General features: G+C 54.8%; 19 protein-coding genes. 17 read left to right on the top strand and 2 right to left on the bottom strand.

Annotation, left to right across the window (positions count from 1 at the left end; translation table 11 throughout):
* Positions 1 to 175: 175 nt before the first annotated feature.
* From csrA to mgtE, 13 genes are all read left to right on the top strand, one after another.
* Positions 176 to 376: a carbon storage regulator CsrA gene (gene csrA / locus Enr10x_RS04430; RefSeq protein WP_145104387.1), complete on the top strand. Its 201-nt coding sequence runs from the start codon at positions 176 to 178 to the stop codon at positions 374 to 376.
* A 433-nt stretch (positions 377 to 809) separates the two neighbouring features.
* Positions 810 to 1,583, top strand: a complete 774-nt coding sequence (locus Enr10x_RS04435; protein WP_145104389.1) for a flagellar hook-basal body protein — start codon at positions 810 to 812, stop codon at positions 1,581 to 1,583.
* A gap of 68 nt (positions 1,584 to 1,651) precedes the next feature.
* Positions 1,652 to 2,452: a flagellar basal-body rod protein FlgG gene (flgG, locus tag Enr10x_RS04440; protein ID WP_145104391.1), complete on the top strand. Its 801-nt coding sequence runs from the start codon at positions 1,652 to 1,654 to the stop codon at positions 2,450 to 2,452.
* Between the two features lie 42 nt (positions 2,453 to 2,494).
* Positions 2,495 to 3,634 carry a flagellar basal body P-ring formation chaperone FlgA gene (gene flgA / locus Enr10x_RS04445; RefSeq protein ID WP_145104392.1) on the top strand — a complete coding sequence of 380 codons (1,140 nt, stop codon included), beginning with the start codon at positions 2,495 to 2,497 and terminating at the stop codon, positions 3,632 to 3,634.
* A complete protein-coding gene (locus tag Enr10x_RS04450) occupies positions 3,631 to 4,548 on the top strand; it encodes a flagellar basal body L-ring protein FlgH (protein WP_145104393.1) in 918 nt (305 codons plus the stop codon). Before flgA ends, Enr10x_RS04450 begins: the two co-directional genes overlap by 4 nt.
* A 38-nt stretch (positions 4,549 to 4,586) precedes the next feature.
* The gene (locus Enr10x_RS04455; RefSeq protein ID WP_145104394.1) at positions 4,587 to 5,672 is read left to right on the top strand and encodes a flagellar basal body P-ring protein FlgI; all 1,086 of its coding nucleotides are present in this window, start codon (positions 4,587 to 4,589) and stop codon (positions 5,670 to 5,672) included.
* 43 nt (positions 5,673 to 5,715) lie between these two features.
* Positions 5,716 to 6,090: a rod-binding protein gene (locus Enr10x_RS04460; protein ID WP_197995118.1), complete on the top strand. Its 375-nt coding sequence runs from the start codon at positions 5,716 to 5,718 to the stop codon at positions 6,088 to 6,090.
* A 138-nt stretch (positions 6,091 to 6,228) separates the two neighbouring features.
* On the top strand, positions 6,229 to 6,756 hold the full coding sequence (flgN, locus tag Enr10x_RS04465; RefSeq protein ID WP_145104396.1) for a flagellar export chaperone FlgN: 528 nt from the start codon (positions 6,229 to 6,231) through the stop codon (positions 6,754 to 6,756).
* 95 nt (positions 6,757 to 6,851) lie between these two features.
* The gene (gene flgK, locus Enr10x_RS04470) at positions 6,852 to 8,528 is read left to right on the top strand and encodes a flagellar hook-associated protein FlgK (protein ID WP_145104397.1); all 1,677 of its coding nucleotides are present in this window, start codon (positions 6,852 to 6,854) and stop codon (positions 8,526 to 8,528) included.
* A 68-nt stretch (positions 8,529 to 8,596) separates the two neighbouring features.
* On the top strand, positions 8,597 to 10,858 hold the full coding sequence (gene flgL, locus Enr10x_RS04475) for a flagellar hook-associated protein FlgL (protein WP_145104399.1): 2,262 nt from the start codon (positions 8,597 to 8,599) through the stop codon (positions 10,856 to 10,858).
* A gap of 299 nt (positions 10,859 to 11,157) precedes the next feature.
* On the top strand, positions 11,158 to 11,625 hold the full coding sequence (rplM, locus tag Enr10x_RS04480; RefSeq protein ID WP_145116129.1) for a 50S ribosomal protein L13: 468 nt from the start codon (positions 11,158 to 11,160) through the stop codon (positions 11,623 to 11,625).
* A 72-nt stretch (positions 11,626 to 11,697) separates the two neighbouring features.
* Positions 11,698 to 12,285 (top strand): 30S ribosomal protein S9, encoded by a 588-nt coding sequence (gene rpsI, locus Enr10x_RS30615; RefSeq protein ID WP_390620444.1) that lies wholly within the window; start codon positions 11,698 to 11,700, stop codon positions 12,283 to 12,285.
* A gap of 203 nt (positions 12,286 to 12,488) precedes the next feature.
* Positions 12,489 to 13,835, top strand: a complete 1,347-nt coding sequence (mgtE, locus tag Enr10x_RS04490; protein WP_145104401.1) for a magnesium transporter — start codon at positions 12,489 to 12,491, stop codon at positions 13,833 to 13,835.
* Positions 13,836 to 13,843: 8 nt separating this feature from the next.
* Here mgtE and Enr10x_RS04495 read toward each other — a convergent pair whose 3' ends face one another.
* A complete protein-coding gene (locus tag Enr10x_RS04495) occupies positions 13,844 to 15,697 on the bottom strand; it encodes a MutS-related protein (protein ID WP_145448272.1) in 1,854 nt (617 codons plus the stop codon).
* 162 nt (positions 15,698 to 15,859) lie between these two features.
* On the opposite strand from Enr10x_RS04495, the gene Enr10x_RS04500 reads away from it, so the two are divergent.
* Both Enr10x_RS04500 and Enr10x_RS04505 read left to right on the top strand, forming a co-directional pair.
* The gene (locus Enr10x_RS04500) at positions 15,860 to 16,729 is read left to right on the top strand and encodes an amidohydrolase family protein (RefSeq protein WP_145448273.1); all 870 of its coding nucleotides are present in this window, start codon (positions 15,860 to 15,862) and stop codon (positions 16,727 to 16,729) included.
* A 144-nt stretch (positions 16,730 to 16,873) separates the two neighbouring features.
* Positions 16,874 to 17,776, top strand: a complete 903-nt coding sequence (locus tag Enr10x_RS04505) for a hypothetical protein (protein WP_145448274.1) — start codon at positions 16,874 to 16,876, stop codon at positions 17,774 to 17,776.
* A 47-nt stretch (positions 17,777 to 17,823) separates the two neighbouring features.
* Here the strand turns inward: Enr10x_RS04505 and der are convergent, their stop codons facing one another.
* A complete protein-coding gene (der, locus tag Enr10x_RS04510) occupies positions 17,824 to 19,224 on the bottom strand; it encodes a ribosome biogenesis GTPase Der (RefSeq protein WP_145104416.1) in 1,401 nt (466 codons plus the stop codon).
* Between the two features lie 312 nt (positions 19,225 to 19,536).
* Between der and hpnC the strand changes: the two genes are divergently transcribed.
* Positions 19,537 to 20,505, top strand: a complete 969-nt coding sequence (hpnC, locus tag Enr10x_RS04515) for a squalene synthase HpnC (RefSeq protein WP_145448275.1) — start codon at positions 19,537 to 19,539, stop codon at positions 20,503 to 20,505.
* 809 nt (positions 20,506 to 21,314) lie between these two features.
* The gene (locus tag Enr10x_RS04520; protein WP_145104420.1) at positions 21,315 to 24,167 is read left to right on the top strand and encodes a ribonucleoside-diphosphate reductase subunit alpha; all 2,853 of its coding nucleotides are present in this window, start codon (positions 21,315 to 21,317) and stop codon (positions 24,165 to 24,167) included.
* Positions 24,168 to 24,205: the final 38 nt, after the last annotated feature.

The following is a 24,205-nucleotide window of genomic DNA, read 5'->3' on the forward strand; positions in this document are numbered from 1 at the left end:
ATGTAGTATTAAACTTTAGGGGTTATGATAAATTTTTTAATAATTTCAATTTTTCTGCCAACTGGAACCCTGTTTGCTGCGTATAATCCCCAAGAGATGGATGTAACTCGTCACTCTACTGAGTAGGGCCCTGTTAGATTTATCAAAGGAATGAACTCAAGAAAGGAGTCCACTGATGTTAGTGCTCACGAGACGCAAGGATGAAGAGATTTTGATCAATGACAATATCTCGATTAAAGTGCTGTCAGTAAAGGGGAACCGAGTACGTCTGGGGGTTGATGCTCCTGAGGATGTCCAGGTCAATCGCGCTGAAATTCGCAAACTGGTCACTCAGTTTGAGGTTGAATGTGAGCCCCTGCAGAGCTGTGGTTTGTAATTGATCGCTTTGATCGCCGGTTGATCAGACACTGGTTGCTGAATAGCCACAGTGGTTGTTAATTGACCTGCTGGTCTTGAGAGACCAGCCAGGTAGGTTGGCAGCGCTTTAATGCTATTATATTTCTCTCGTGGCAGCAGTTGGTTTCAACTGCTCACCATATTCTCTATTTTCCCTGGTTTTGCAGCAACCACCTGATCACTTGCGGTGATCCCGTTCAGAAAACCATTCGCAGACCCAGCCCATGCCATCACATCGGGGGAAGAGATTGACCCGATGTTAAAATAGGGGAAATAAACTCTATTTTCCGATTATATTAAAGATACCTGTTAGTGAGTTCCGATAGATAGACGGGGGGAAGTGTCTAACGAAACTCGTTGAGCTCGCCATTGTCCGTTTTCAGAGACAGTGGCGGTTCCTGACAGGTATCAAAATGATTTACGGCATGTACCTCTCAGCACAGGGCGCTGATGCAAATTCAGTTCGCATGGATGTGCTGGCTAACAATATGGCAAATGCGAACACGACTTCCTTCAAGCGTGATATTCCCATCTTTCGCATTAATCCGCCTGCCGACGAGAAACAGGCCCCTTTGGCACCTCTGCCCGGCGATCTGGAAAATCATTCTGGCGGCATTTCTCTCGAAGGAATGACGACCAATTTCGAAAACGGTGCTTTTACTTCGACCGGCAGTGATTTTGACCTGGCCTTAAAAGGACAGGGGTTCTTCCAGGTAGGCAGTGCCCAGAAATCCTATCTCACCCGCAACGGTTCTCTGTCTCTCGACAGTAAGCGACGTATCGTCACCGCTGACCAGGGACTGCCTCTGCTCACCAGAAACGGCCAGGAAATCACACTTCCCACGGATGCCGTCCGGATGGAAGTGTCTCCCGATGGCCTGGTGACTCCCTTTGATGCCGAAGGACAGGCGCTGGGGTCGCTGGGACCGATCGCCGTGGTGATGCCAAATTCGCTCAATGAACTGGTCAAACAGGGAAACAGCCTCTACACATCGGAAGGCCGCGTTTCCGATGCAGCCGGGCCAGTCAGTATTCAACAGGGGTTTCTGGAAGCTTCCGGAACCAATTCCATCGAGGAGATGATGGAACTGGTCACTTCCACGCGGATGTTCGAGTCAAACATCAACATGATTAAGCTGCAGGATGACTCACTGGGCCGTTTGCTGCAAAGTATGCCCCGCAGATAAACAGAGATTTTAAGACAGTCAATATTCTGTAATCCGTTACAGAGCTAGAGGAAGTAAGGAGACAACCAATGGCAATCAGAGCCCTGTATTCCAGTGCGACGGGAATGGCTGCGAACAGCTTCAATCTCGATACCATTGCCAACAACCTGGCCAACGCAGGTACGACTGCCTACAAGCAGAACCGTGCCAACTTCGAAGATATTTATTACGAGCATTTCAAACTGCCCGGCGTGCAGGACAACCAGGGGAATATTACTCCCACCGGCACCGACCTGGGTATCGGTGTTCGTGTCCAGAGCACTGAAGGCGATTTCAGCCAGGGATCGATCGTGCCTTCCAACGGAACGTACGATATGGCGATCGTGGGTGACGGCTTTTTCCAGGTGAATGATGGTACCCAGAACCTGTATACCCGGGCGGGTAACTTCTCACTCAATGCGAACGGTAATATTGTGATGGCTTCCGCCGACAAAGGATACCAGTTGCTGCCGAACATTTCGATTCCCCAGGATGCCCTCAATGTGACGATCTCCAGCGATGGAGTGGTCAGCTACCAGCAGCAGGGATCAAACCAGATTCAGATCGCCGGCAACATTCAGATTGCCCGCTTCATCAATAATCAGGGGCTGCTCAGGCAGGGAGACAACCTGTATACCGAAACGACTGCGTCTGGAACGGCCCAGATTGGAAACCCGGGAACGGAAGGTCGCGGTCAGATTCGCCAGGGATTTCTGGAGCAGTCCAATGTGGAACCAGTGAGGGAACTGGTGGAACTGATCAAAACCCAGCGTAACTTTGAGCTGAACAGCCAGGTTGTGCAGGCAGCCGACCAGACACTGCAGACCGTGGCTAACCTGCGTCGTTTCTAAACTGAATCACTGACTGAGTCTTCATAGAAAAGTTCAATTTCAATGTGTCGTTTCGGAATCAAGTCGTTCTTATGCCTGTTACTCGCAGCCTGCTGTCTGAGTCATACAGAAGCCTTACAGGCAGAGATTCTGCGGCTGAAGTCGACTGCAGTTGTCGATTCGTCCGTGGTTCGCCTGGGCGATGTCGCTGATGTGCTGCACGCAGACGAGGTAGAGACGGCACGCATGCAGGAGATGATCCTGCAGCCTGCACCGGCACAGGGGCGAACTCAAATTATCACGGTCTCTCAAATCCGCAGTCGCTTGCAGGCACTGGGAGTCGACTTGAGCCGACTGGAACTGACGGGCCGCAGCCAGATTCAGGTCAGTGCGCAAAGCCCCAGCGAAGAAACACAGGTCAAGACCGCCACGACTCAGAAGGACCTGCAGCAGGCGGAGGAAAAAGTACAGCGGGCACTCCAGGCCTGGATCCGGCGTGCTGTTCCTGATGCCGGTCATTTTACCGCGATCGTGCGGATGCAGCCGGAAGACGTGGCTCTGATCCGCGATCACCGGGCCGATGGCTTTTACTTTTCACAACTGGATCTGCAGCGTCAGACCAGGCAGCCGGTCACCCTGCAGTTGAAGGATGCGCAAGGCATGGTGCGGCAGGCGAATCTGACCTGTCAGCTCAAACGCGTTCCGGAAATCCTGGCCGCCAAATACACTTTGAACCGAGGCACAGTTGTGCGTGCTGACGATCTGGTCTGGATGCGTCCGGAAAAGGAACAGAAAGGGATTACTGATCCGCGTCAGGTGATTGGTCGCGAACTGACACGCACCGTCTATCAGGCGCAGCCGATGCGGAGCGAGGATCTGATCGAAGTGCCTCTGGTCCGCGATGGTGCGATTGTCACCGTGTATGCCCGACGGGGCGGCATTACCGTCCGCCGCGAAATGCGGGCGCGGGGCGATGGTGCGATGGGTGATGAGATCACACTGATTGCGCTGGAAGGGCGTGATCGTCTGGCGGCAATCGTCACGGGCTACAACCAGGCCGAAGTCAATTATCGGCCCGCCAGTCAGTTGCAGCGATCTACCGGAATCCAGTTCATTTCCGGCTCAACCAGTTCTGCTGGTCCATCGCGAACCGGGCAGGTGCAGACCGTATATGAAATTCAAAGAGGGGGGCGACAGAAATGAAAACACCAGCAGGAATCAGAGAGCGAACCTGCCAGCAGAGAAAAATGCTGGCAGCTTTACGGGAGGCGATTTCCCTGGGATGTATCGTATTGCTTTGTTCGAGCGCCGTGCGGGCACAGAGTCCGGCCGTGCAGAACACCGTGCAGGCAAATCAGAGCACTGCAATACGGTCCACCCAGGGTACTTCCGACCTCACAAATCTGGAAGCACTGCGTCAGAAAACCGAGAAATCCATCACGCCACCAGAACGTCTGGCTGCCCGCATGAATCAGTTTGAGTACTCTTCTGAAGAGCTGGAAGTGACATCCTCTCTGGCCAATACCTTCGGACAGGGTGATCTGTATACGACCTCTCCCAAGCCGCCTCTGATCCGCGATTATTCCCTGATCTATGTGCCGGCACCGGAACCCATTGTGGTCAAAGTGCACGACATCATTACGATTATGGTGGATGAAAAATCGAGTGTGACCATCGATTCCCGTTTCAACCGGAACCGGACGGAAACCCTGAAAGCGGAGCTCAAGGAATTTCTGCGAATCGATAATGCAGGGAACCTGGCGCCGGCAGCACTGGACAGTCCCAAAATTGATACCCAGTTGCAGGGGCGTCTGCAAAGTAAGGGGCAGGTGGCGGACCGCGAAGGGATCCAGTACCGGATTGCCGCGACCGTGGTTGATATTCGCCCCAACGGAAATCTGATTCTGGAAGCCCGCAAGAGTATTCGCAGTAATCGCGATGTCTGGGAATACCGGCTGACGGGAGAAATTCGCAGTAAAGACGTGAATCGCGACAATACCGCATTAAGTGAAAACATTGCCAATCTGGATATCGTCAAACACCAGCGGGGAAAAGTCTACCAGAGTACGAAACGTCCCTGGGGCGTGGTGTTGTATGACTGGTTCTTCCCGTTTTAATTTGAGTCTGACTGTTTAAGAGAATACGGAAATATATCATGGCCGCCCGGTTCTGCAAATCTGTTACCGTCTGTCTGCTGTTCCTCGGACTGCTGACCTGCTCGCTGCAGGAAGTGCAGGCGCGCACGCGTGTGGAGAATATCTGCAGCGTGTATGGCATGCGGGAAATCAAACTGACCGGGATGGGGCTGGTGGTGGGTCTGGACGGGACCGGCGATGGGCCGAAGGGGCTGCCCACAATCCGCAGTCTGGCAGCTGCGCTCAAACACTTGAACAATCCTGTAGTCGACCTGAAAGATCTGGCAGCTGCCAATAATGTGGCACTGGTGATGATCGAAGCGACGATTCCCGCCAGCGGCATTCGGAAAGGACAGAAGCTCGACTGCTTTGTCAGTTCCATGCTGGGAGCCAAAAGCCTGCGGGGCGGTCGTCTGCTGGTCGCCCCGGTAGCGACGCCGGAAATCGGTAATGAAGTGTTTGCCGGCCTCTGTTCCGGAGGCATCATTCTGGAAGACGAAACCTCGCTGGCGACCGGCAAGATTATCAACGGGCTGGTGATGGAGCGGGACTTTGAGCTCTCGTTTATAGATCGCAGAACCCGTTCGATTACACTGCTCGTCGATAAGCGACATGCCGGTTTTCACACGGCCAGCGAAGTGGCCCGGGTGATCAACGCCGAATTCAGTTTTGAAGCCGGGAATCGCCAACTGGCGATCGCCCAGGGGCCGGGGCGGGTGTTTATCCGGATTCCCAAACAGTATGTCGAATCACCGGTCGAATTTATTGCCGCAGTGATGGAGGTCGGCATTGACCGTCCGCATCAGCAGGCACGCGTGGTGGTGAATCCCAAATCTCAAACCGTCGTTGTGACCGGCGAAGTCGAAATCAGTCCGGTCGTCATTTCACATAAGAATCTGACTGTCGGGATTGGTAATCCTGTCGAGGGGGGGCTCCCGGGAGGCTTTGTTCCAGTGAACGGGCAGCCTGGTCAGCAGAATACGCAGCGACTGCAGGAACTGGTCGAGGCGTTGAATCAGTTACGCGTACCGACCGAAGATGTAATCAGCATCATTCGCGAATTGCATCGTTCCGGGAAACTGCACGCGGAATACGACGAGCACTAACAGACCGTTTTTCATTGGAAGTATTTTCACGAGGATGACCAGCATGACCCCCCTGTCTGGAATTCAAGCCAACGTTCAACAGAGTTCACTGCTAACCCCTGCCGGTCAGGCACCGTCAGAGCTGCAGCAGCCGCAACAGGGTTCTCCGGAGCTCAAGGAAGCGTTTCAGAAGTTTGTTGCGGGTACGTTTTACAAGCAGATGTTCAAGGCGCTCCGTTCAGCGCAGGGAAAGCCAGCCTACTTTCACGGCGGTCAGGCGGAAGAGATGTTCCAGTCTCAACTGGATCAGCAGATCTCAGAAGACCTGGCCTCCCGGGACGGGAATGCGTTCTCTGACTCGCTGTTCTCGGCGTTTTCGCGACAGTTGAACGCGAAATCAACAGAATCCATTAATGCCGCTTCCGGCGCAACGCTTTAATAGAGCAGGTTTTATATTTGTAGGGGAGATTCTGAAAAAATCGGACGCGAGAGATAGATCGATTGTGCCGATTATAACGATAGGCGATTTTCACCGTCCGATGGGCGGATTATGTAAACCGGGAGAAAGGGGGCTCCCATGCATGCAGCACCGACTGCGTCTGTACCGGCGCAACAACAGCAGTTTCTGGGTCAACTGACGGGGATCCTGAACGATCTCGAGCCTATTCAAAAACAGCTGCTCGAACTCTATCAGCAGAAATCACGCGCACTGAAGAAAGTGGATCCGGTCCGCATCGAACAGTTGGCCGCCTTTGAAGAAGGGCTGACCAACGAACTGCAGTTCATCCTGCTCAGGCGACAGCAACTGCTGCAGACAGCGGAACAGCAGGGGCTGCCGGGCGGTTCGCTGCAGGAACTGCTGCCTGCCCTGGGGCTGGGAATTACGGTTTCCGAACCACTCGCGGAGCGGATTGAAGTCGTGCAACAGCGATCACAGAAACTCAGACATGAAAGCTGGGTACAGTGGATCGTCTCGCAACGCTCGTTTCAGCATTACTCGCAGATCCTGGAACTGATTGCGCATGCGGGACAGAAGACTCCGACCTACTCGCGCGGAGAAAATGAAAGTGGATCAGGGGGGGCGATCTTTGATGCATCGGCCTGAGGTTTATCACCTGTTACAGGTGGAGCGGGGCGATGGATTAAGAACGCTATTTTCATTACGGACTGGATGTCATGGGACTTAATGCAGCATTATCAATGGCCAAGCAGTCGATGGAGGTCTTCAGTACCGGCATCCAGGTTGCGGGTCAGAATATCGCCAATGCAGGCACGCCCGGCTACATCCGCGAGAACATGGTTCTCAACCCGTCCGATCCCTATCGGCAGGGGGCGCTGGTTAACGGGACGGGGGTGGAAATCTCCGGGATTCAGCAGCAGATTGACCAGTTCCTGGAAACCCGCATCCATTCCGCCAACACGGAATACTCTTCGATCAACGAACGTGACACCATCTATAAACAGCTGGAAAGCGAGCTGCGCGAACTGTCAGGAGGGGACCTGTCATCGGGTTTGAATGACTTCCTCTCCAAATTGAATAACGCGGTGAATCAGCCCAGTTCCATCCCGGACCGGGAGTTTGTCATCAGTGAGGCCGATAAGTTTGCCTCGGAAATCAACTCCCTCAGACAGCGGATCAATGACCTCCGTACAACGCAGTCGGTAAACGTGGAAAACACGGTTAAAGAGGCCAACGAACTGATCGACAAGATCGTGGACCTGAATCCCAAAATCTCCAAGCTGGAAGCTTCCGGTTTGCTGCAGAGTGACGCCGGTGCCCTGCGGACCCAACGGTATGAGGCATTGAATCGACTGTCCGAACTGATTCCGGTCCGCTACCGCGAACGCGAGGATGGTGCCATCGATGTATTTACCGGTTCCGATTACCTGGTGCTGGCCGGATCGTCTCAAAAACTGACTTTAGATACCGATACGGACAGAGGAGTCGTGACACAGCAGGTATTCCTGTCACGCACCAACAGTAATATCTCGCGCACCGGGGGAGAGCTGAAAGGGATTATCGAAGGCCGCGATGATATCCTGGGGGGCTTTGTCGATCAGTTGGATTCCTATGCCTCCAACCTGATTTTCGAATTTAACAAGATTCACGCCTCGGGCGAGGGAACGGCTGGCTTTGAACAGCTGACATCCGCCTCGGCGGCGCTGGATCCCTCTGCGACTTTGAATTCGACACAGTCGGGCCTCCCATTTCAGGCGACACATGGCAGCTTTCAGATCAAAGTCACGAATAAATCGACCGGGATTACGAATACGACGACGATCAATGTCGACCTGGATGGAATCGGCGCTGACACCACGTTGAACAGTCTGTCAAGTGCTCTGAATGGTGTGGCGAATCTGAATTCCAGCGTCTCGACTGACGGCCGGTTGAATATCAGTGCCAACTCAGACTATGAGTTTCGTTTTTCCAATGACACCAGTGGGGCGCTGGCAGCGATTGGCATCAATACGCTGTTTACCGGTTCCGACTCAAGTGATATCGGGATCAACTCGGTGGTGAAAGATAACCAGCAGTTCCTGGCACTCGGGCAGGGGGGCGGTCCGTCTGACGGCAGCAATGCGGTCGCACTGGCAGCGTTCTCCCAGCAGCCCATCGATCAACTGGGGGGCATCAGCCTGGATGACTATTACGATAAAGTGGTTTCCAATATTGCCCAGTCCTCTGCTTCCGAAGGGGCGCTGTCGGAAGGGGCTCAGACATTCCGGGATTCGCTGATGAATCAGCGCGAACAGTTTTCCGGGGTCAGTATCGATGAAGAAACAATCAACGTATTGAAGTTCCAACGCGCGTTTCAGTCTGCCGCCCGGCTGGTCAGCACGGTTGATGAACTCTATACGATTTTATTACAGATTTAAAAAGACAAGACTCGGGTGACCGGTGGTCAGCATCGTGTCCCTGAGATCAATGATGGATGCCGTGAATTATGACAATTGGTCCTTTACTACCAGGCCGGCTGCCTTCGACGATGCTCTCTGAGCGGTTGAAGTCATCACTGAATGACAACGCTCGCGAACTATCGACACTGCAGCAACAGGTGGCGACCGGGCAGAAATTTTCCCTGCCCAGTGAATCCCCGGCGGCAGCACTGCGGACGATCATTCTGCAGTCCACGCTGGAACGACAGCAGCAGTACCAGAGTAATATCAGTACAAATCAGAGCCTGCTCTCTATGAGTGATACGGCTATGAACAGTGTCGGCGATGCCCTGAACCAGGCGAAGACGCTGGCGCTGACTGGCGTCGGCTCGACGGTCTCTGATTCTGAACGCGTTGCCCTGGCCGATCAGGTGGCTGCACTGCGGACACAGGTCGTGAATGCGGGGAACACCACCTTTCGCGGACAGTATCTCTTTTCCGGAAGTCAGACCAATGAAGCTCCCTTCGAGGAACTCGCCGACGGGCAGGTCGTGTACCATGGGGATAACCATCAGGTCCAGTCGTATATCGATACGCAGACCCTGCTGGCGAATAACTATGACGGCATCACCGCCTTTGGAGCCAGTACTCCGGAAGCCGGCAGTGATATCAATCCGGCACTGACTCTGCAGACCCGGATTGCAGATCTGCACAGTGGCCGGGGGGCGAAGCTGGGCTCGATTTCAGTCACGCTGGATAACGGCACACCTGAGACCAAAACCATCGATCTCTCGCATGTGGAGACCGTGCAGGATCTGAAAACGGTGCTGGAGGATGCGTTCTCCGGCAGTCCGGTGACCCTGACGGTCGACATCGATCCCTCGAGTCAGAACGGGCTGCGGTTCACTCCTTCTGCGGGAACGGTTGCTGTCTCTAATGTGTCCGGTTCGAATCTGGCGAACGATCTGGGAATTGCAAGTGCCGCGGTCGCGCAAATCAACGGGGGAGACCTTGACCCGGGGATCACTCTGCAGACAACGCTGGCTTCGTTGAATGGCGGTACGGGGATCGGCTCGACAGCCGGTACCGGGATCGTCATCAATAACGGCGGGGAGACGCATACGGTCGATCTCTCGTCAGCCACCACGATCGAAGATGTCTTTAATCTGATTCGTACAGCAGATCCCAATCTCAACCTGGGAATCAATGAAGCCCATAATGGTCTGGCGATTTCAAGTCGTATCAGCGGCGCTGACTTCTCCATCGGCGAGAACAACGGCGGATCCAATGCCGCGGGGTTGGGAATTGCCACCTTCACCGCCAGTACGCCTCTGTCTGAATTGAATTACGGACGGGGTGTCGACGTCGATTCCTCAAATAAACTGCAGATCAACCGCCGCGATGGCAGTACGATTAATATCGATCTGAGCGGTTCGGTCACTGTGCAGGATGTGCTGGACAAGATCAACGATTTCGAAACCTTTGACGGCACGACTCCGCTGGCGGACCTGAATCTGGGGCAGGGCGTTCCGGTGGGGGCCACCACGCTGGACATCACCCGCCGCGATGGGTCCGTCGCCAATGTCAGCCTGGCCGGCGATACCACAGTCCAGGACGTGCTTGATTCGATTAATGCAGTCGATCCCGGAAATCTGGTGGCGAGCATCGATCCAAATACGAATGCGATTCAGATCACCGATAATTCGGGAACCGGCCCCTTGAGTATCGCCAGCAATGCCGTCTCCGATGCACTGGGGCTGGCAGTCACCGAGTCGGGTACAAATAACAGTGTGCCATTGCAGGGGAACTTCATTCCGATCAAACTGCAGGCCACCCTGAATACCACGGGGAACGGGATTACCATTTACGATGCTTCGGGCACCGGACCCCTGGAAATTCCCCCGATTGAAATCGCTTATGCGCTGGGCATTGATGGAACGGAGTCCGGCAGTGATCCCCTGGTTGGTTTGCAGGGGAAAGAACCCAATCCGAAAGAATCGGGCGGGGTGCTTAATCTGCTGTCTCGCCTGGAGACCGCGTTACGCAACAACGATGACCAGGGAATTGAACGGATCGGGGTCAAACTGGATGCCGAAATCAAACGCGTCAACAGCGTGCGGTCAAATATTGGGAACCGTTTGAGTATCCTGGAAGATGCCAGCGGTCGCCTGCAGGATCAGGAAGTGCAGATCAAGGAAGCAATTTCCAAGGATTTTGATACCGATCTGACCGAGGTGATTGTGGAGATTACCCAGCGACAGAATGCCTTCCAGGCCAATCTGCAGGTGACTTCGCAGGCCCTGCAACTGACGCTGCTCTCTTTCCTCTGATCCAGGGCCGGGTAACGACCGATTCCAGATCTGGAGTCAGTCGACACCGGTTTTCTCTCCTTTTTTGCCTTCTGGCTCAGATTTTCCGGCCCGCTGAAGTTGAAGATCGCCTGCAAAAAGGTTACTGTTACCCGCTCCCTTGTGGTTGGTATGCGCTCGCTTTACCGGCGTAACACCGCTGCCAGCAGGCATTCTGAAGAAAATCTGAAGACGCCCTGATGTTGGGTGTTTTGATATAAGTCAATATTATTGTATCGTTTACGTTTGAGGAATAACCGGTGTCTACAACAAAATCTTATATGGCGAATGCAAAGACTGTCGACCCGCAGTGGTTAGTTGTTGATGCAGATAACATGATTGTGGGACGTCTGGCCACAAAAATTGCTACCGTATTAATGGGCAAGCATAAGCCGACTTATACGCCCCACGTCGATACCGGTGATTACGTGATTGTCCTAAATTGTGACAAGGTAAGGTTTTCCGGTAAAGATCTTGCTCACGATACGCATCCTTACTTCTCCCGTAAGATGCAGCAGAAGAGCTATGCCAGCTACAGTGGTTACCCCAGCGGTCTGAAAAATGTCACCGCAGAACAGAAGCTGGAACGTGGTCAGGCTGCTCAGGTGTTGTCTGAAGCCGTCCGACGCATGCTGCCCAAAAACAAACTGGGACGCCAGATGCTGAAGAAGCTGAAGCTGTACGCCGGCCCGACTCACGATCATCAGGCACAGCAGCCACAGGAGATGCCTGAGTATCTGCTCCCGTAATTCACTGAGAGTAAAGATTGATTCTTTCCTTTATCCCTTTTCAGTAAAACAAGATAAGAGTAGTTGACCGTTATGGAAAATGAGACTCCAGAACCTGAAGTAACAGAAGAAACCACAGAGCAGCAGACCCCGGTTGAAGCGGAAACCGCAACCAGCGAAGAAGCCACCGCTTCCGGTGTTCCTGAATTGACTCTGGGATCAAGCCTGGCGACTGAAACGGAAGAGGAAGATGTAGTTAAGCCAGAGCCCGTGATTCGTGGGAAGCTGGACAAGCATGGTGTTGCCATGGGAACTGGCCGTCGTAAGACCGCTGTTGCCCGTGTTCGGATTAAATCCGGATCAGGCAACCTGACCATCAACGGCGCTGGACTGAACGAATACCTCCGAGTTGAACGCGATCGCCAGATGGTGGAAGCACCTCTGAAAGCGACAGACACCCATGGCAAAGTGGATGTCTGGGTTCGTGTCAGTGGCGGTGGAACCACAGGACAGACCGGTGCGATTGTTCTGGGTATCGCCCGTGCCCTGGAAGCATACAACAGCCAGCTCCATGAAGCTCTGGCCGCAGGACGCTTCCTGACTCGTGATAGCCGTATGGTCGAACGTAAGAAATTCGGTTTCAAAAAGGCCCGCAAGAGCTTCCAGTTCTCAAAACGCTAAGCGACTTGCGAGGATTCAGACAAGGCTCACCTGTCTTGCCTGTTAGAACTCACCAACACCCTGACTGGCGTTCTCCGGTTAGGGTGTTTTTTTACAGAAATATTCCGGCTGAGGGGCAGGCGGGCGCTCGACTCCTGCCAATCAAAGTCACCAGAACTGGTTTGTGCGACTGATCAACATCACATTCAAAAGGGGCGTTCCGTATGTATGGGCGATTGTTGCTGCCAGAGCTCCGGGTGATGCTGGATGAAGGCGATCACGCGGGCATTAAGGAATTCTGTGATGCCCTGTATCCGGCTGTGACTGCAGAAATTCTGGCCGAGCTCGACAGCCAGGAGGTCTGGCGGGTGATCTCCTGCTGCGAACCGGAGAAGCAGGCGGAAATCTTTCAGTTCCTGCCCCTGCCACAGCAGATCGAAATCGTTGCCGTCATTAACCGGGCGCCCCTGTCCCGGCTGATCGAAGAGATGGCCCCCGACGACCGCGTCGATTTGCTCTCACGGATGGATGAGGAGCATGTGGAAGAGCTCCTGCCACTGATGGCCCAGGCGGAACGCAGCGATATCCGCAAGCTGCTCTCCTACCCGGAGGACAGCGCCGGCGCGATCATGACGACCGAATATGCGTCGCTGCCGGAAAATATCACCGTGGCCCAGGCACTGGAAAAACTGCGTCAGCAGGCGCCGGACAGTGAAATCATCTCCTATATTTACGTGGTCGATGAAGGACGGCGGCTGCAGGGGATTGTGTCCCTGCGTGACCTGATCCTGGCGCGTCCGGCGCGGCCCCTGTCGGAACTGATCAACCGGGACGTAATTTCCGTGCGGGTGGATGATGACCAGGAATACGTGGCCCAGCAGCTGGCCCGGTTCGACTTTGTGGCGATCCCGGTGGTGGATAACCAGAATCAGCTGGTAGGGATTGTGACGCACGACGACGCCATCGATATTATGCAGGAAGAGGCGACCGAAGATACCTATCGTCTGGCAGCGGTCGAACCGCTCGAAGACAGCTATCTCTCGACATCGTTGATGACCGTCATCCGCAAGCGGATCGGCTGGCTGATCTTTCTGCTGGTGCCTTCCTTCCTGGCGGCCAAGGTTCTGGAACACTACGAAGGGGTTTCGGACAAGTTCGAATGGCTGGTGCTGTTCATTCCCCTGATCCTGGCCAGTGGCGGTAATGCAGGTTCGCAGTCCGCAACACTGATTATCCGGGCGATGGCTTTAGAGTCGAACATTCAGCGCGATGAGCTCAATGCGCTGTTGCGCAAAGAGTTCAAGCTGGGGCTGTTGCTGGGGGGATTCCTGTCCGTGATCAGTTTTTTTATCTCCTGGGCATTTACTGCGGAACTGATACAGGCGTCTGTCGTCGGACTGTCGGTATTTTTAGTGGTACTGATGGGAATCTCGGCGGGGGGGACGCTGCCGATGGGCTTCCGCCGGCTGGGAATGGATCCGGCGCTGATGTCGAATCCGTTTATCACCGCACTGGTTGATATCCTGGGACTGATTATTTATTTCCAGGTGGCGATGTACATCGTCGGCTGAGCGGCCTGTCAGCGGTTGGTCTCCGCTGATTTTGGATCGATTTCTGCTTCGTTGAGTTTGATGCCCATCATCTTCATCAGCTCCAGGGCATTGCTGTGCTCGACGACTCCCGGACGCATCCGGTAGTCAAAGGTCATTTTGCCGTCCACCAGCTGGTCCTCGAAATGCACGTTCCGGGCCAGATCGCCAAACAGGCCGGTAATTTCCGTCAACGCCAGGTCGTGGGTCGTCACAATCCCGATTCCGCCCCGTTCGATGAGAGTTTCGATCACGCTCTGTGCCCCGATCCGACGGTCATGGGAGTTGGTGCCCTGCAGGATTTCATCGAGCAGGAACAGCACAGGCTCGGGGGCGTCTGCCAGGTGCACCACTGCTGAGAGGCGGGCGACTGACTGATAAAACAGCGAGGCCCCCTGTTGCAGCGAATCCTGTACACGCATCGCGGTGCCCGCCTGCATGGGCGAGACACGCAGGGAAGCAGCCCTCACCGGTGCGCCGGCCAGGGCGAGCACAAAGTTGGTACCCACGGTTCGCATCAGTGTGCTTTTGCCGGACATGTTCGAGCCGCTGATCATCAGCAGGCGGTGTTCGGAGTTCAACGTGACGTCATTGCGTACAACCTGCTGGAGTGGAAGCAGGGGATGCCCCAGGCTGGTCCCTTCAAAGCAGGGACCCTCTTCCGGTTCCACGATTTCAGGGAACGGATCTTCCGGATGTTCGTAAGCATAGCCAGCCAGGGAGCAGAGGGCTTCAAATTCGCCGACAGCCGCCAGCCATTCGGGACAGTGCGGCCCCACGCGTTTTAACCAGCGTTCAATAGCACTCAGGTAATGAAAGGGGATTCCCAGCAGGATGGCCAGCGGGGCGGAGAACTGGTTGCGAAAGCAGTTGTTTAAGCCCTGGATCGCCCGCCTGAGCTGGGCAATGCTCCTGGAAGGAGGCACTCCATCTGTCTGCAGGGCGGCTATGATCGTTTTGAGATGCGACGATTCAAATTCGCGTTGTTCAATCAGCGAGAGCACATCCGAGAGGACCGGCAGTCCGTCACGCACTTCATCTGTCTGGTTAAGCAGCTCGCGGATTTGCGGGCCGACAAAAAACAGCAGACAGACCTGAATGATAATGGCGACAACAATCGGGGCGATTCCGGTCCAGGAGAACAGCCAGCTGAGCACCGACAGAGCGGCGAAAATCCCCGTGATCATTGAGGCCCACTGCAAAGGTGCGGGAATGGAGATCAATGGCTGCCTGACCCAGTCGGCCAGGTGTGTCTGCTCGATCTCGCTGTGGGTTTCTGCTTCAAGCAGCTCCAGCGTTTCACGGAAATCAAGTTCGGTGCGCAGTTCCTCGACAGACTGCTGCCGCTCCCGGATTACGGTAGTGCTGGCGGGGCCGAGCAGCCAGCGGGCCAGTGTCTCTTCACCCAGTTTCGTGCGGGCGGCACAGATCAGTTGGAACAGGGAGCCTCGCCCCAGCAGGTCCAGGTCGCCGGCGTACATGTGTTGCGGGTCGTAATATTCCTCACCCGCAGGCCGTACGCCGATCCACTGGTCGTTCAGGCGGTCCAGTGCGGTCCGGTAGTAGGCTTCTGCCAGTCGGGCCCGTTTCAGGCGGCGAATGCAGCGGGCGTGCAGAATGACGAGGATCACAAATGCCACAGCCGGGGCGAAGAGCCATTGGGGGCTCAGCAGCTCACCGAGAGTCGCTGCCAGCAGGATGCCGACGGCTGCCAGAAAGACGAGGCCGCGCCAGGTCGAAAAGCGATCGCTCTGATTAACGAAAGCCTGTACGGCCGCCGCACGACTCTTGAGCCGCTGTTCGTATTCTGTCTGGGGATGATGTTGATTCTGGGGGGCTTGCATCGAGTTCGTAATCTTCTGAGAACGCTCTTTCGGGAAAGCTCACTTCTAACGGATTGACCCGTTCAATACCAGCGTAAACAACGCTGAATTCTGATTTGCAATGAGTCTTCGTACAGGGTAAAACAACGATACATCTCAGTTATTTTTCAGGAGCAACCGGGCATGGATCAACAACCTGTTATCGACACGCATCAGCACCTCTGGGATCTGGATCTGCTGGAGTTGCCCTGGCTGGAATTGCCGGGAATGGATGTCTTGCGTCACAGCTTTCGCATGGCCGATTATCAGGCCGCGACCCGGAACTGTCCGATCGCGAAAACGGTCTACATGGAAGTGAATGTTCACCCGGATCTGCATCCAAAAGAAGCCCGCTACGTGCTCGATTTGTGCACTCAGCCTGACAATCCGATGTCAGGTGCCGTCATCGGCGGTCAACCGGGCGAAGCCAGCTTCGGTAAGTACCTGGAAGAGTTCCTCGGGAATCCGTTCCTGAAGGGGGTACGGAGCGTCCTGCACGATCCGGATCGGCCGCGGGGCATGTGCCTGAGACCGCAGTTCAAACAGAATGTCCAGTTGCTGGGAGAGCATGACCTGAGCTTCGATTTGTGCATGCGTCCGGCTGAAATCCAAGATGCGGTGGAACTTGTCGATGCTTGCCCGGACACCCGGTTTATCGTCGATCATTGCGGCAACATGAGTGTGCAGCCCGACCAGCAGGACGCGCGGGCGGAGTGGGAATCAGGAATGCGTCAAATCGCTGAGCGGGAGCAGGTGATGTGCAAGATATCCGGAATCGTGGCGACCGCGACGGCGGGAACCTGGAAACCGGCGGACCTCCAGCAGAACATCGCCTTCTGCCTGGAAACGTTCGGCGAAGACCGCGTCTTTTTTGGAGGGGACTGGCCGGTCTGTACGCTGACGGCGACGTTTGAAACCTGGTACGAAGCACTGCAGTGGATCGTGCAGGATCGCTCCGAGGCATTTCAGCGAAAGCTGTTCCACGACAACGCGGAAGCGTTCTATCGGCTTTAAGCATAACACCGATTCAATCCAACAGCTTATTCTAGAGCACATCACATTTTACCATAGCGTGCCACAATCTAATATACTCGATCCAAATGGCCTTGGAGACGCTACAGTAAAACTGGACACAGTCTAAAACAGGGAGGCAGGAAGATGAGACAAATACTTTGGGCGGGGCTGATTCTGATGCTGCTGCCCCAGATGGCTTACACGGAAGAAATCGATGCAGCAGCAGGAGACGCGTTGCTGAAGCTGAATCGGCACTTCATCAATGCACACACGGTCGCAAGAAAACTGGACCTTGCTGCTGGTGGTCCGATCATTCTGCTGAAAGATGGTCAGCTCGTGCTGATCCGCAACGGGAAGGAAACGACTTCTGAAGTTCTGCTTCCCCGCTACGATACGGTCAAAGTCTTTGCTCATATGCCGGTCGCGATCTACCTGATGCTCGGACCACCCGGTGCCGGCGCACTGGACACGCAGCGTCTGCAGCAACTGGCTGAATATCACGGTCAGATGGACCGGGTCGAGAAGCAGCTGGATCACATTGGTCTGGAAGGTGAACAGCTTAAGCGGCAGAAACAGTTGCTGGCCGGTTCGAAGCAGTTCCTGGAACACGTAATTCAACAGCAACGCTGCAGTACTGAGGAGCTGTATGCTTTCACGCGCAGTATGCTGCCGATGATTCAAGCGAATATTGCCGAAGCAGCAGCCAGTCAGCTGGATGCCATGCATCGGCAGGTCACGGCCTGGAAAAAAGAGATGACGCCTGAAGAATGGCAGAAACTTCGTGTTTCGGTGAAGGGGGCAGTGCTGGCGCGCGAGGGTAATCTGGCCATGCAGTATTTTGAGCGCCTGCTGAATCTCGAAGGTCCCGGCATGCGGCTGATTTACATGGAGCGCTATGTGCCTCCCACACCGATGCAGACCCTGCTGGCGACCCGCTCGGTCGATCGCGGAATCAGTATCGCCTTTTTCGACAATCCCGATCGCATGTTCCGCGACGTCCTGGTAGACGCTGCGGCGGAACACATTAAGCAGATGAACTTCGATTAGAGTTTCGAGCGGAGTGTCAGTCACTTTGGGGGTAAGCAGACAAAAGCCTACTCCTGCTCGAAGTCTTCCTCGAACTCGTCCTGCATATCCAGGCTGGGGCCCACATCTTCCTTAAGATCCTTGGAGCGGTAGTAAATCTTGATCGGGATCTCGTTGAAGGGGAGTTCTTCCCGCAAAACGCCGCTGAGGTAACGTTTCCAGGACTCGCTGAACAGCTTCGAATCGTTGCACTTCAACACGATCGTCGGCGGTTCGGTCGCGACCTGGGTGGCATAGAAGATTTTGGGACGCCGGTTCTTGGAGTAAGGGGGCTGATTGTTGTGGATCGCCGCCCGCACGACTTTGTTGAGCCGTCCGGTGGAAACCCGTTTGCGGGACTGCTTGTAGATCGTCTGTGCCAGGTTGATGACCTGCTTGATATTCTTCGAATCGCGGGCGGTCACCAGGGCGACCGGGGCGTGCCGCATGGTGCGGAACTGGCTGGTCAGGTATTCGTCCCACTTCTCCGAAGTCATTTCGCTTTTGCGGGCCAGGTCCCATTTATTGACTACGAAGATACAAGGCTTAAAGTTCTCTTCAATTTCCGCAACCAGCTGCTTGTCGACTTTGGAGATCGTCTGCTGAGAATCGAAGAACATCAGCACCACATTAGCGCGGCGGATGCTGCGTTTGGCACGGGTCAGGCCGTAGAACTCGATGTCATTGGCCAGGCTCTTGCGTTTGCGTACCCCAGGCGTGTCGATGGCCAGGAACGATTTATCATCGAATTCAAACCGGATGTCGACGCTGTCCCGCGTGGTGCCTGCGACTTCGCTGACGATCATCCGCTCTGACTCGGCCAGGGCATTAATGAAGGTACTCTTGCCGACATTACGGCGACCGACAATCGCGATTTTCAGTTCCGGCGGGTTGGAGAGATTTTCGCCTTCCGATTCTTCAAACTCTTCCGCGGGGGGGAGGTTATCCAGAATGGTTTTAATCAACTCATTGCGGTTGCGGTTCCCTTTGACACTGGTGAGGACCACCGGAGCTTTCGTCAGGCCAAAAAACTGGGCCGCTTCGTCATCGGTGCGGGTGGAATCGCATTTGTTGATACAGAGGATCTTGGGCTTTTCAATGGAACGGAGCCGCTGAGCGACTTCTTCGTCCAGGTGGGCCAGGCCCATGCTGCCATCCACAACAAACAGGATCAGGTCGGCTTCATCAATGCCGACCTGGATCTGGCGTTCGATGTCTTCGGACAGATCATCGCTGTCAGTAATCCCGATCCCCCCCGTGTCGACGAGTTCGAAGTAGCGGTCTTTTTCATGCACGAGGTACGTGACACGATCGCGGGTCACGCCGGCGGTGGGGTCGACGATCGCGATCCGGTGTCCGGCGATCCAGTTGAAGATCGAACTTTTGCCAACATTGGGGCGGCCGACGATGGCAATTTTGGGTATGGCCATGATGTATCTATTTATCCAGAGAAATCGTTTTTCAGTTTGAATTTAACGGGAGCCGGTTCACTCGCTTGATTTCCCGCTCGCGGGGCTGTATCCCTGAAGCTGGTAGGAGAATCCGTGAAGCGCCTGTCAAATCGGAGCTGATTGCTGCTGACATTCAAGCCGGTGAGGGGACCGGGCGGTCACAAACAGAGCTCAGCGAACCACTGCCTGTGGTTCGCTTATTATAGCGGCTGAGTCATATTTCTACAGGTTATCCAGTTGACCGGCGATTGTTAATCAACTGGAGCCCTGCGTTTGGGAACTTCCGGCTAAATGACGGTATTTGAGCATGAATTAGCAGCCTGGGGACCGGATTCGGCCTATTTTGAGGGAACGGATGCTCCCGTTTCGCTCGCACAGGCTCAGGACTACTGCCGCGGAGTCGCGGTGGGGCATTACGAGAATTTTCCCGTCGTCTCCTGGGTACTCCCTCGCCCGTTGCGCAGGCACTTTTTCAACGTGTATGCCTTCTGCCGCTGGGCCGACGATCTGGGCGATGAAGTAGATGGGGCAGAGCAGTCGCTGGAGCTGCTCTGCTGGTGGCGGTCGCAGCTCGAGGCCTGTTATGCCAGCCTGTCCGAGACAGGCCAGGAGCGGCCCACAGCAGGCGAGAAGCTGCATCCAGTGTTTGTCGCGTTGGCCCCGACGATTGTGGAATTCAATCTGCCGCAGAGTGCCTTTGACGACCTGATTCAGGCGTTCGAACAGGATCAGCGGGTACTGGAATATGAGACTTTCGAGCAGCTGCTGGGATACTGTCAGCGAAGTGCGAATCCGGTCGGGCGACTGGTACTGCATCTGTGCCGGTCGGTGACGGAGGAGAACCTGGCCTGGTCTGATTCCATCTGCACCGGCCTGCAACTGGCGAACTTCTGGCAGGACGTAGCCCGCGATTATGAGATCGGCCGCATCTATCTGCCCGCTGAAGATCGACAGCGTTTTGGTTATACCGCAGAGCAGATGCAGAACCATGAATTTAACGCCGCCTTTCAGCAGTTGATGGAGTTTGAAGTGACGCGGGCGCGCCAGTTTCTACGAGAGGGACTGCCGCTGGTGCCTCAGTTACCGGGACGTCTGCAGGTGGATATCGATCTGTTCGCGCGGGGCGGGTTAAAGATCCTGGATCATGTCGAAGGTCTGCAGTTTAACGTCTGGAAAGAGCGGCCTGAGGTCTCGAAGTTAGAGTTTTTCGGACTGCTGTTACAGAGTCTGGCGCGACGCTGGGGATTGCTGAAGCGTTAATCAGAGGGGCTGCTGGCGTGTTTCCTGTCTGTTGACAGTGTGAAATTCTGATGAAGACTGGCGAGTTTGAACGGTTTGCTCTCTTTTAAGCTGGTCTCTTTTTGCAAGATGCAGGGGCATCGGGGAGTTTGACGATCGGCTGATTCGGAAAAGATTCTTTTGATTTTTTTCGTGAGTTCGGGATTGGATTTAAATGAAATTTGTGTGTAATTTCTACAAATACAGGCTTTTGATGAGTCTCGTTAATGATTCTTGACATCTTTGGACGATGTCCAACATTTAGTATTGACTACTGAAATATACACACTATATTGGGTGTTATGAGTGAGTGACCCAGACAAAACAGTATACAACTGGTTCCGTCTGGGGCAAAAAGAAGTTGGTTTTGACAAGCCTTGTGGTAGTGTTATTTTGAATAGATGCGGGCTGCGTTTCTTGTCGCTTTTCAGAGTGCTCAACGTGTCTGCTGATGACTCGAAAAACCTGTCAGGAAGGGGTTTGTCGGAGCCTCGACTCTCACATTTCAGATATTGTTCAGAAATCGAATTTCAGATCAGTGAGGGTTCTTAAGAGCAAAAGGAGTTGCCAGTTCATGCAATGCGTAAATGCTACCTGCCTGCTCCCTTCTCTTTATGTTTCCTGTCTTTTCTGTTGTGCCTTTTCTGGCATAGGGAAGTGAGAGCACTTCATGTGGTGTCACCAGGGGTGTCACTGCAGTTCATATCACCACACATCTTTTTGAGACACCAAGCTGCTGTCGGCATGGACACAGCCGGATTTTTAGCATTCCATTTTAAGGAGGCAATCGAATGATTCGAGCGCAAACAGAATGGATCGTCAAGAAGCGCGGGGGGCGCAAGGCTCCCTTTGATGCTTCGTTGATCGGTCGAGCAATCTCCAACGCTTTTCGTGCAGAATTGAATCTCGCGGAAAATCAGCCCCTCGATGATGAAATCCGGATGGAAATTCCGGAGATGGTCGAGACAGTCGCCAACGAAATTTCTTCAGCAGCCGGCAGTGATGAAGGCGTTGAAGTCGAGAAGATTCAGGACGTCGTCGAGATGATGCTGATGCGTCGCGGTCATTACCGGATCGCCCGTCGTTACATCGTCTATCGCGCCGAACGCGCCAAGCTGCGTGCTCTGCGTGGCTCATCAGAGCTGGAAGACGATGCCGATACCGTCAAGTCTTCCGCACCCCGGTTCCACGTCGTCCTCAAAGACGGCACGAAAGTCCCCTTCGACGAATCACGGATCCTGGCCCGCCTGTCGGAAGCCTGCCGCGGTCTGGAAGGTGACTGCTCGGCAGAAGACCTGCTCGAAGAAGTCATGCGTTCCATCTTTGACGGCATCTCCGTTGAAGAACTGTATCGCGCCATGATTCTGGCAGCCCGGACCCGCATCGAACGCGATCCGGCTTACGATACCGTCGCCTCACGCCTGATGCTGAAAATCATCTACAATGACGCCCTGGGGAATGCTCCGGCTGACGTCAATGAACTGAATCAGCTGTACGTCGATCGGTTCCAGCAGTTTCTCAACGATGGCATCGAAGCTAAACGTCTGAGCCCCGATCTGCTCAGCTTCGACCTGAACCGCATCGCCCTGGCCCTGGAGCCCAAACGCGATCACCTGTTCCAGTACCTCGGGCTGCAGGCCATCTTCGACCGTTATCTGCTGCACATCGGCGGCCGACGCATTGAAACGCCCCAGTATTTCTGGATGCGGGTTTCCATGGGCCTGGCGATCCAGGAACCAGGCGATCCGACCGGACGGGCGATCGAGTTCTACAACATTCTCTCCACCTTCCGCTTCACCTCGGCGACACCGACGCTGTTTAACTCAGCCACGCTGCATCCGCAGTTGAGCTCCTGTTACCTGTCGACCGTCGACGACGATCTGGATCACATCTTCAAGTGTGTTTCCGATAACGCCAAGCTCTCCAAATGGGCCGGCGGACTGGGGAACGACTGGACTCAGATCCGGGCGACCAACTCGCACATCAGCGGTACCAACGGCCAGAGCCAGGGCGTGATTCCGTTCCTGAAAGTGGTCAACGATACGGCTGTGGCTGTGAACCAGGGCGGAAAACGGAAAGGGGCCGTCTGCTCCTACCTCGAAACCTGGCACCTGGATGTCGAAGAGTTCCTCGATCTGCGGAAGAACACCGGCGACGATCGTCGTCGGACGCACGACATGCACACCGCCAACTGGATTCCCGACCTGTTTATGCGTCGTGTTCGCGAAGACGCCGAGTGGACCCTGTTCAGCCCGGACAGCGTTCCCGATCTGCATGATCTCTACGGTCACGATTTCGAACAGCGGTATGTCGAATACGAACGCATGACCGAAACCGGCGAGATCAAACTGTTCCGGAAGATCTCCGCGGTCGAACTCTGGCGGAAGATGCTGACCCGTCTGTTCGAAACTGGTCACCCCTGGATCACCTGGAAAGATCCGTCCAACATCCGTTCGCCTCAGGATCATGTCGGCGTGGTTCACAGCAGTAACCTCTGTACCGAGATTCTGCTCAACACCTCCCGCGATGAAACCGCGGTCTGCAACCTGGGTTCCGTGAACCTCAAGCTGCACATCGTCGATGGTCAGCTCGACCTGGGGATGCTGGAAGAGACCGTTCGCACCGCCATGCGGATGCTCGACAACGTGATCGACATCAACTACTACCCGACTGCCGAAGCACGCAACTCCAACACCCGTCATCGTCCCGTCGGTCTGGGCGTGATGGGCTTCCAGGACGCTCTGCTTGCCCAGGGAATCAGCTATGCCAGCATGCAGGCCGTTGAGTTTGCCGATGCGAGCATGGAAGCCATTTCCTACTTTTCGATCCTGGCTTCTTCCGAACTGGCGGGAGAACGGGGTCGCTACGGTTCCTACGAAGGTTCCAAGTGGGAGCGGGGTCTGTTGCCGATCGATACGCTCGATCTGTATGAGAAAGAGCGGGGCATCTCCGTCGACGTGGACCGTCAGGCCCGTCTGGACTGGCAGCGCGTCCGCGATTCCATCGCCGCCAACGGCATGCGTAACAGCAACGTGATGGCGATCGCTCCGACCGCGACCATCTCTACTATTATTGGTGTGTCGCAGTCGATCGAACCTTCCTACAAGCACCTGTATGTGAAGAGTAACCTTTCCGGCGAGTTTACTCAGGTCAACCGTCAACTGGTGGACGACCTGAAAGCCCTCGACCTGTGGGATGCCGACATGCTGGAAGCCCTCAAGTACTACGATGGTTCGGTCGTCGAAATTGAGCGGATTCCCGATGACGTGAAGGCCCGTTACCTGACGGCGTTTGAAGTCGAACCCAAGTGGATCATTGAGTGTGCCGCCCATCGCCAGAAATGGATCGATATGGGACAGTCACTCAATCTCTATCTGGCAGAACCGTCCGGGAAGAAGCTGCATGAAATGTACATGCTGGCCTGGGAACGGGGTCTGAAAACGACTTACTACCTGCGAACACTGGCAGCCACCCAGGTTGAAAAATCAACCGTGGACGTCAACAAGTTCGGCATTCAGCCTCGCTGGATGAAGAACGCCAGTGCTTCTGGTGACATTCAGGTAGAACGGTCGGTGCAACCAGCTACCGTGGTGACACCCGGTCAATCCTGTAATCTGGATGGTGACTGCGAAGCCTGCCAGTAATCTGGCGGGCTGCGTCCCACGATCAATATTGTGTGCTC

This window comes from Gimesia panareensis (assembly GCF_007748155.1).
GTDB lineage: Bacteria > Planctomycetota > Planctomycetia > Planctomycetales > Planctomycetaceae > Gimesia > Gimesia panareensis.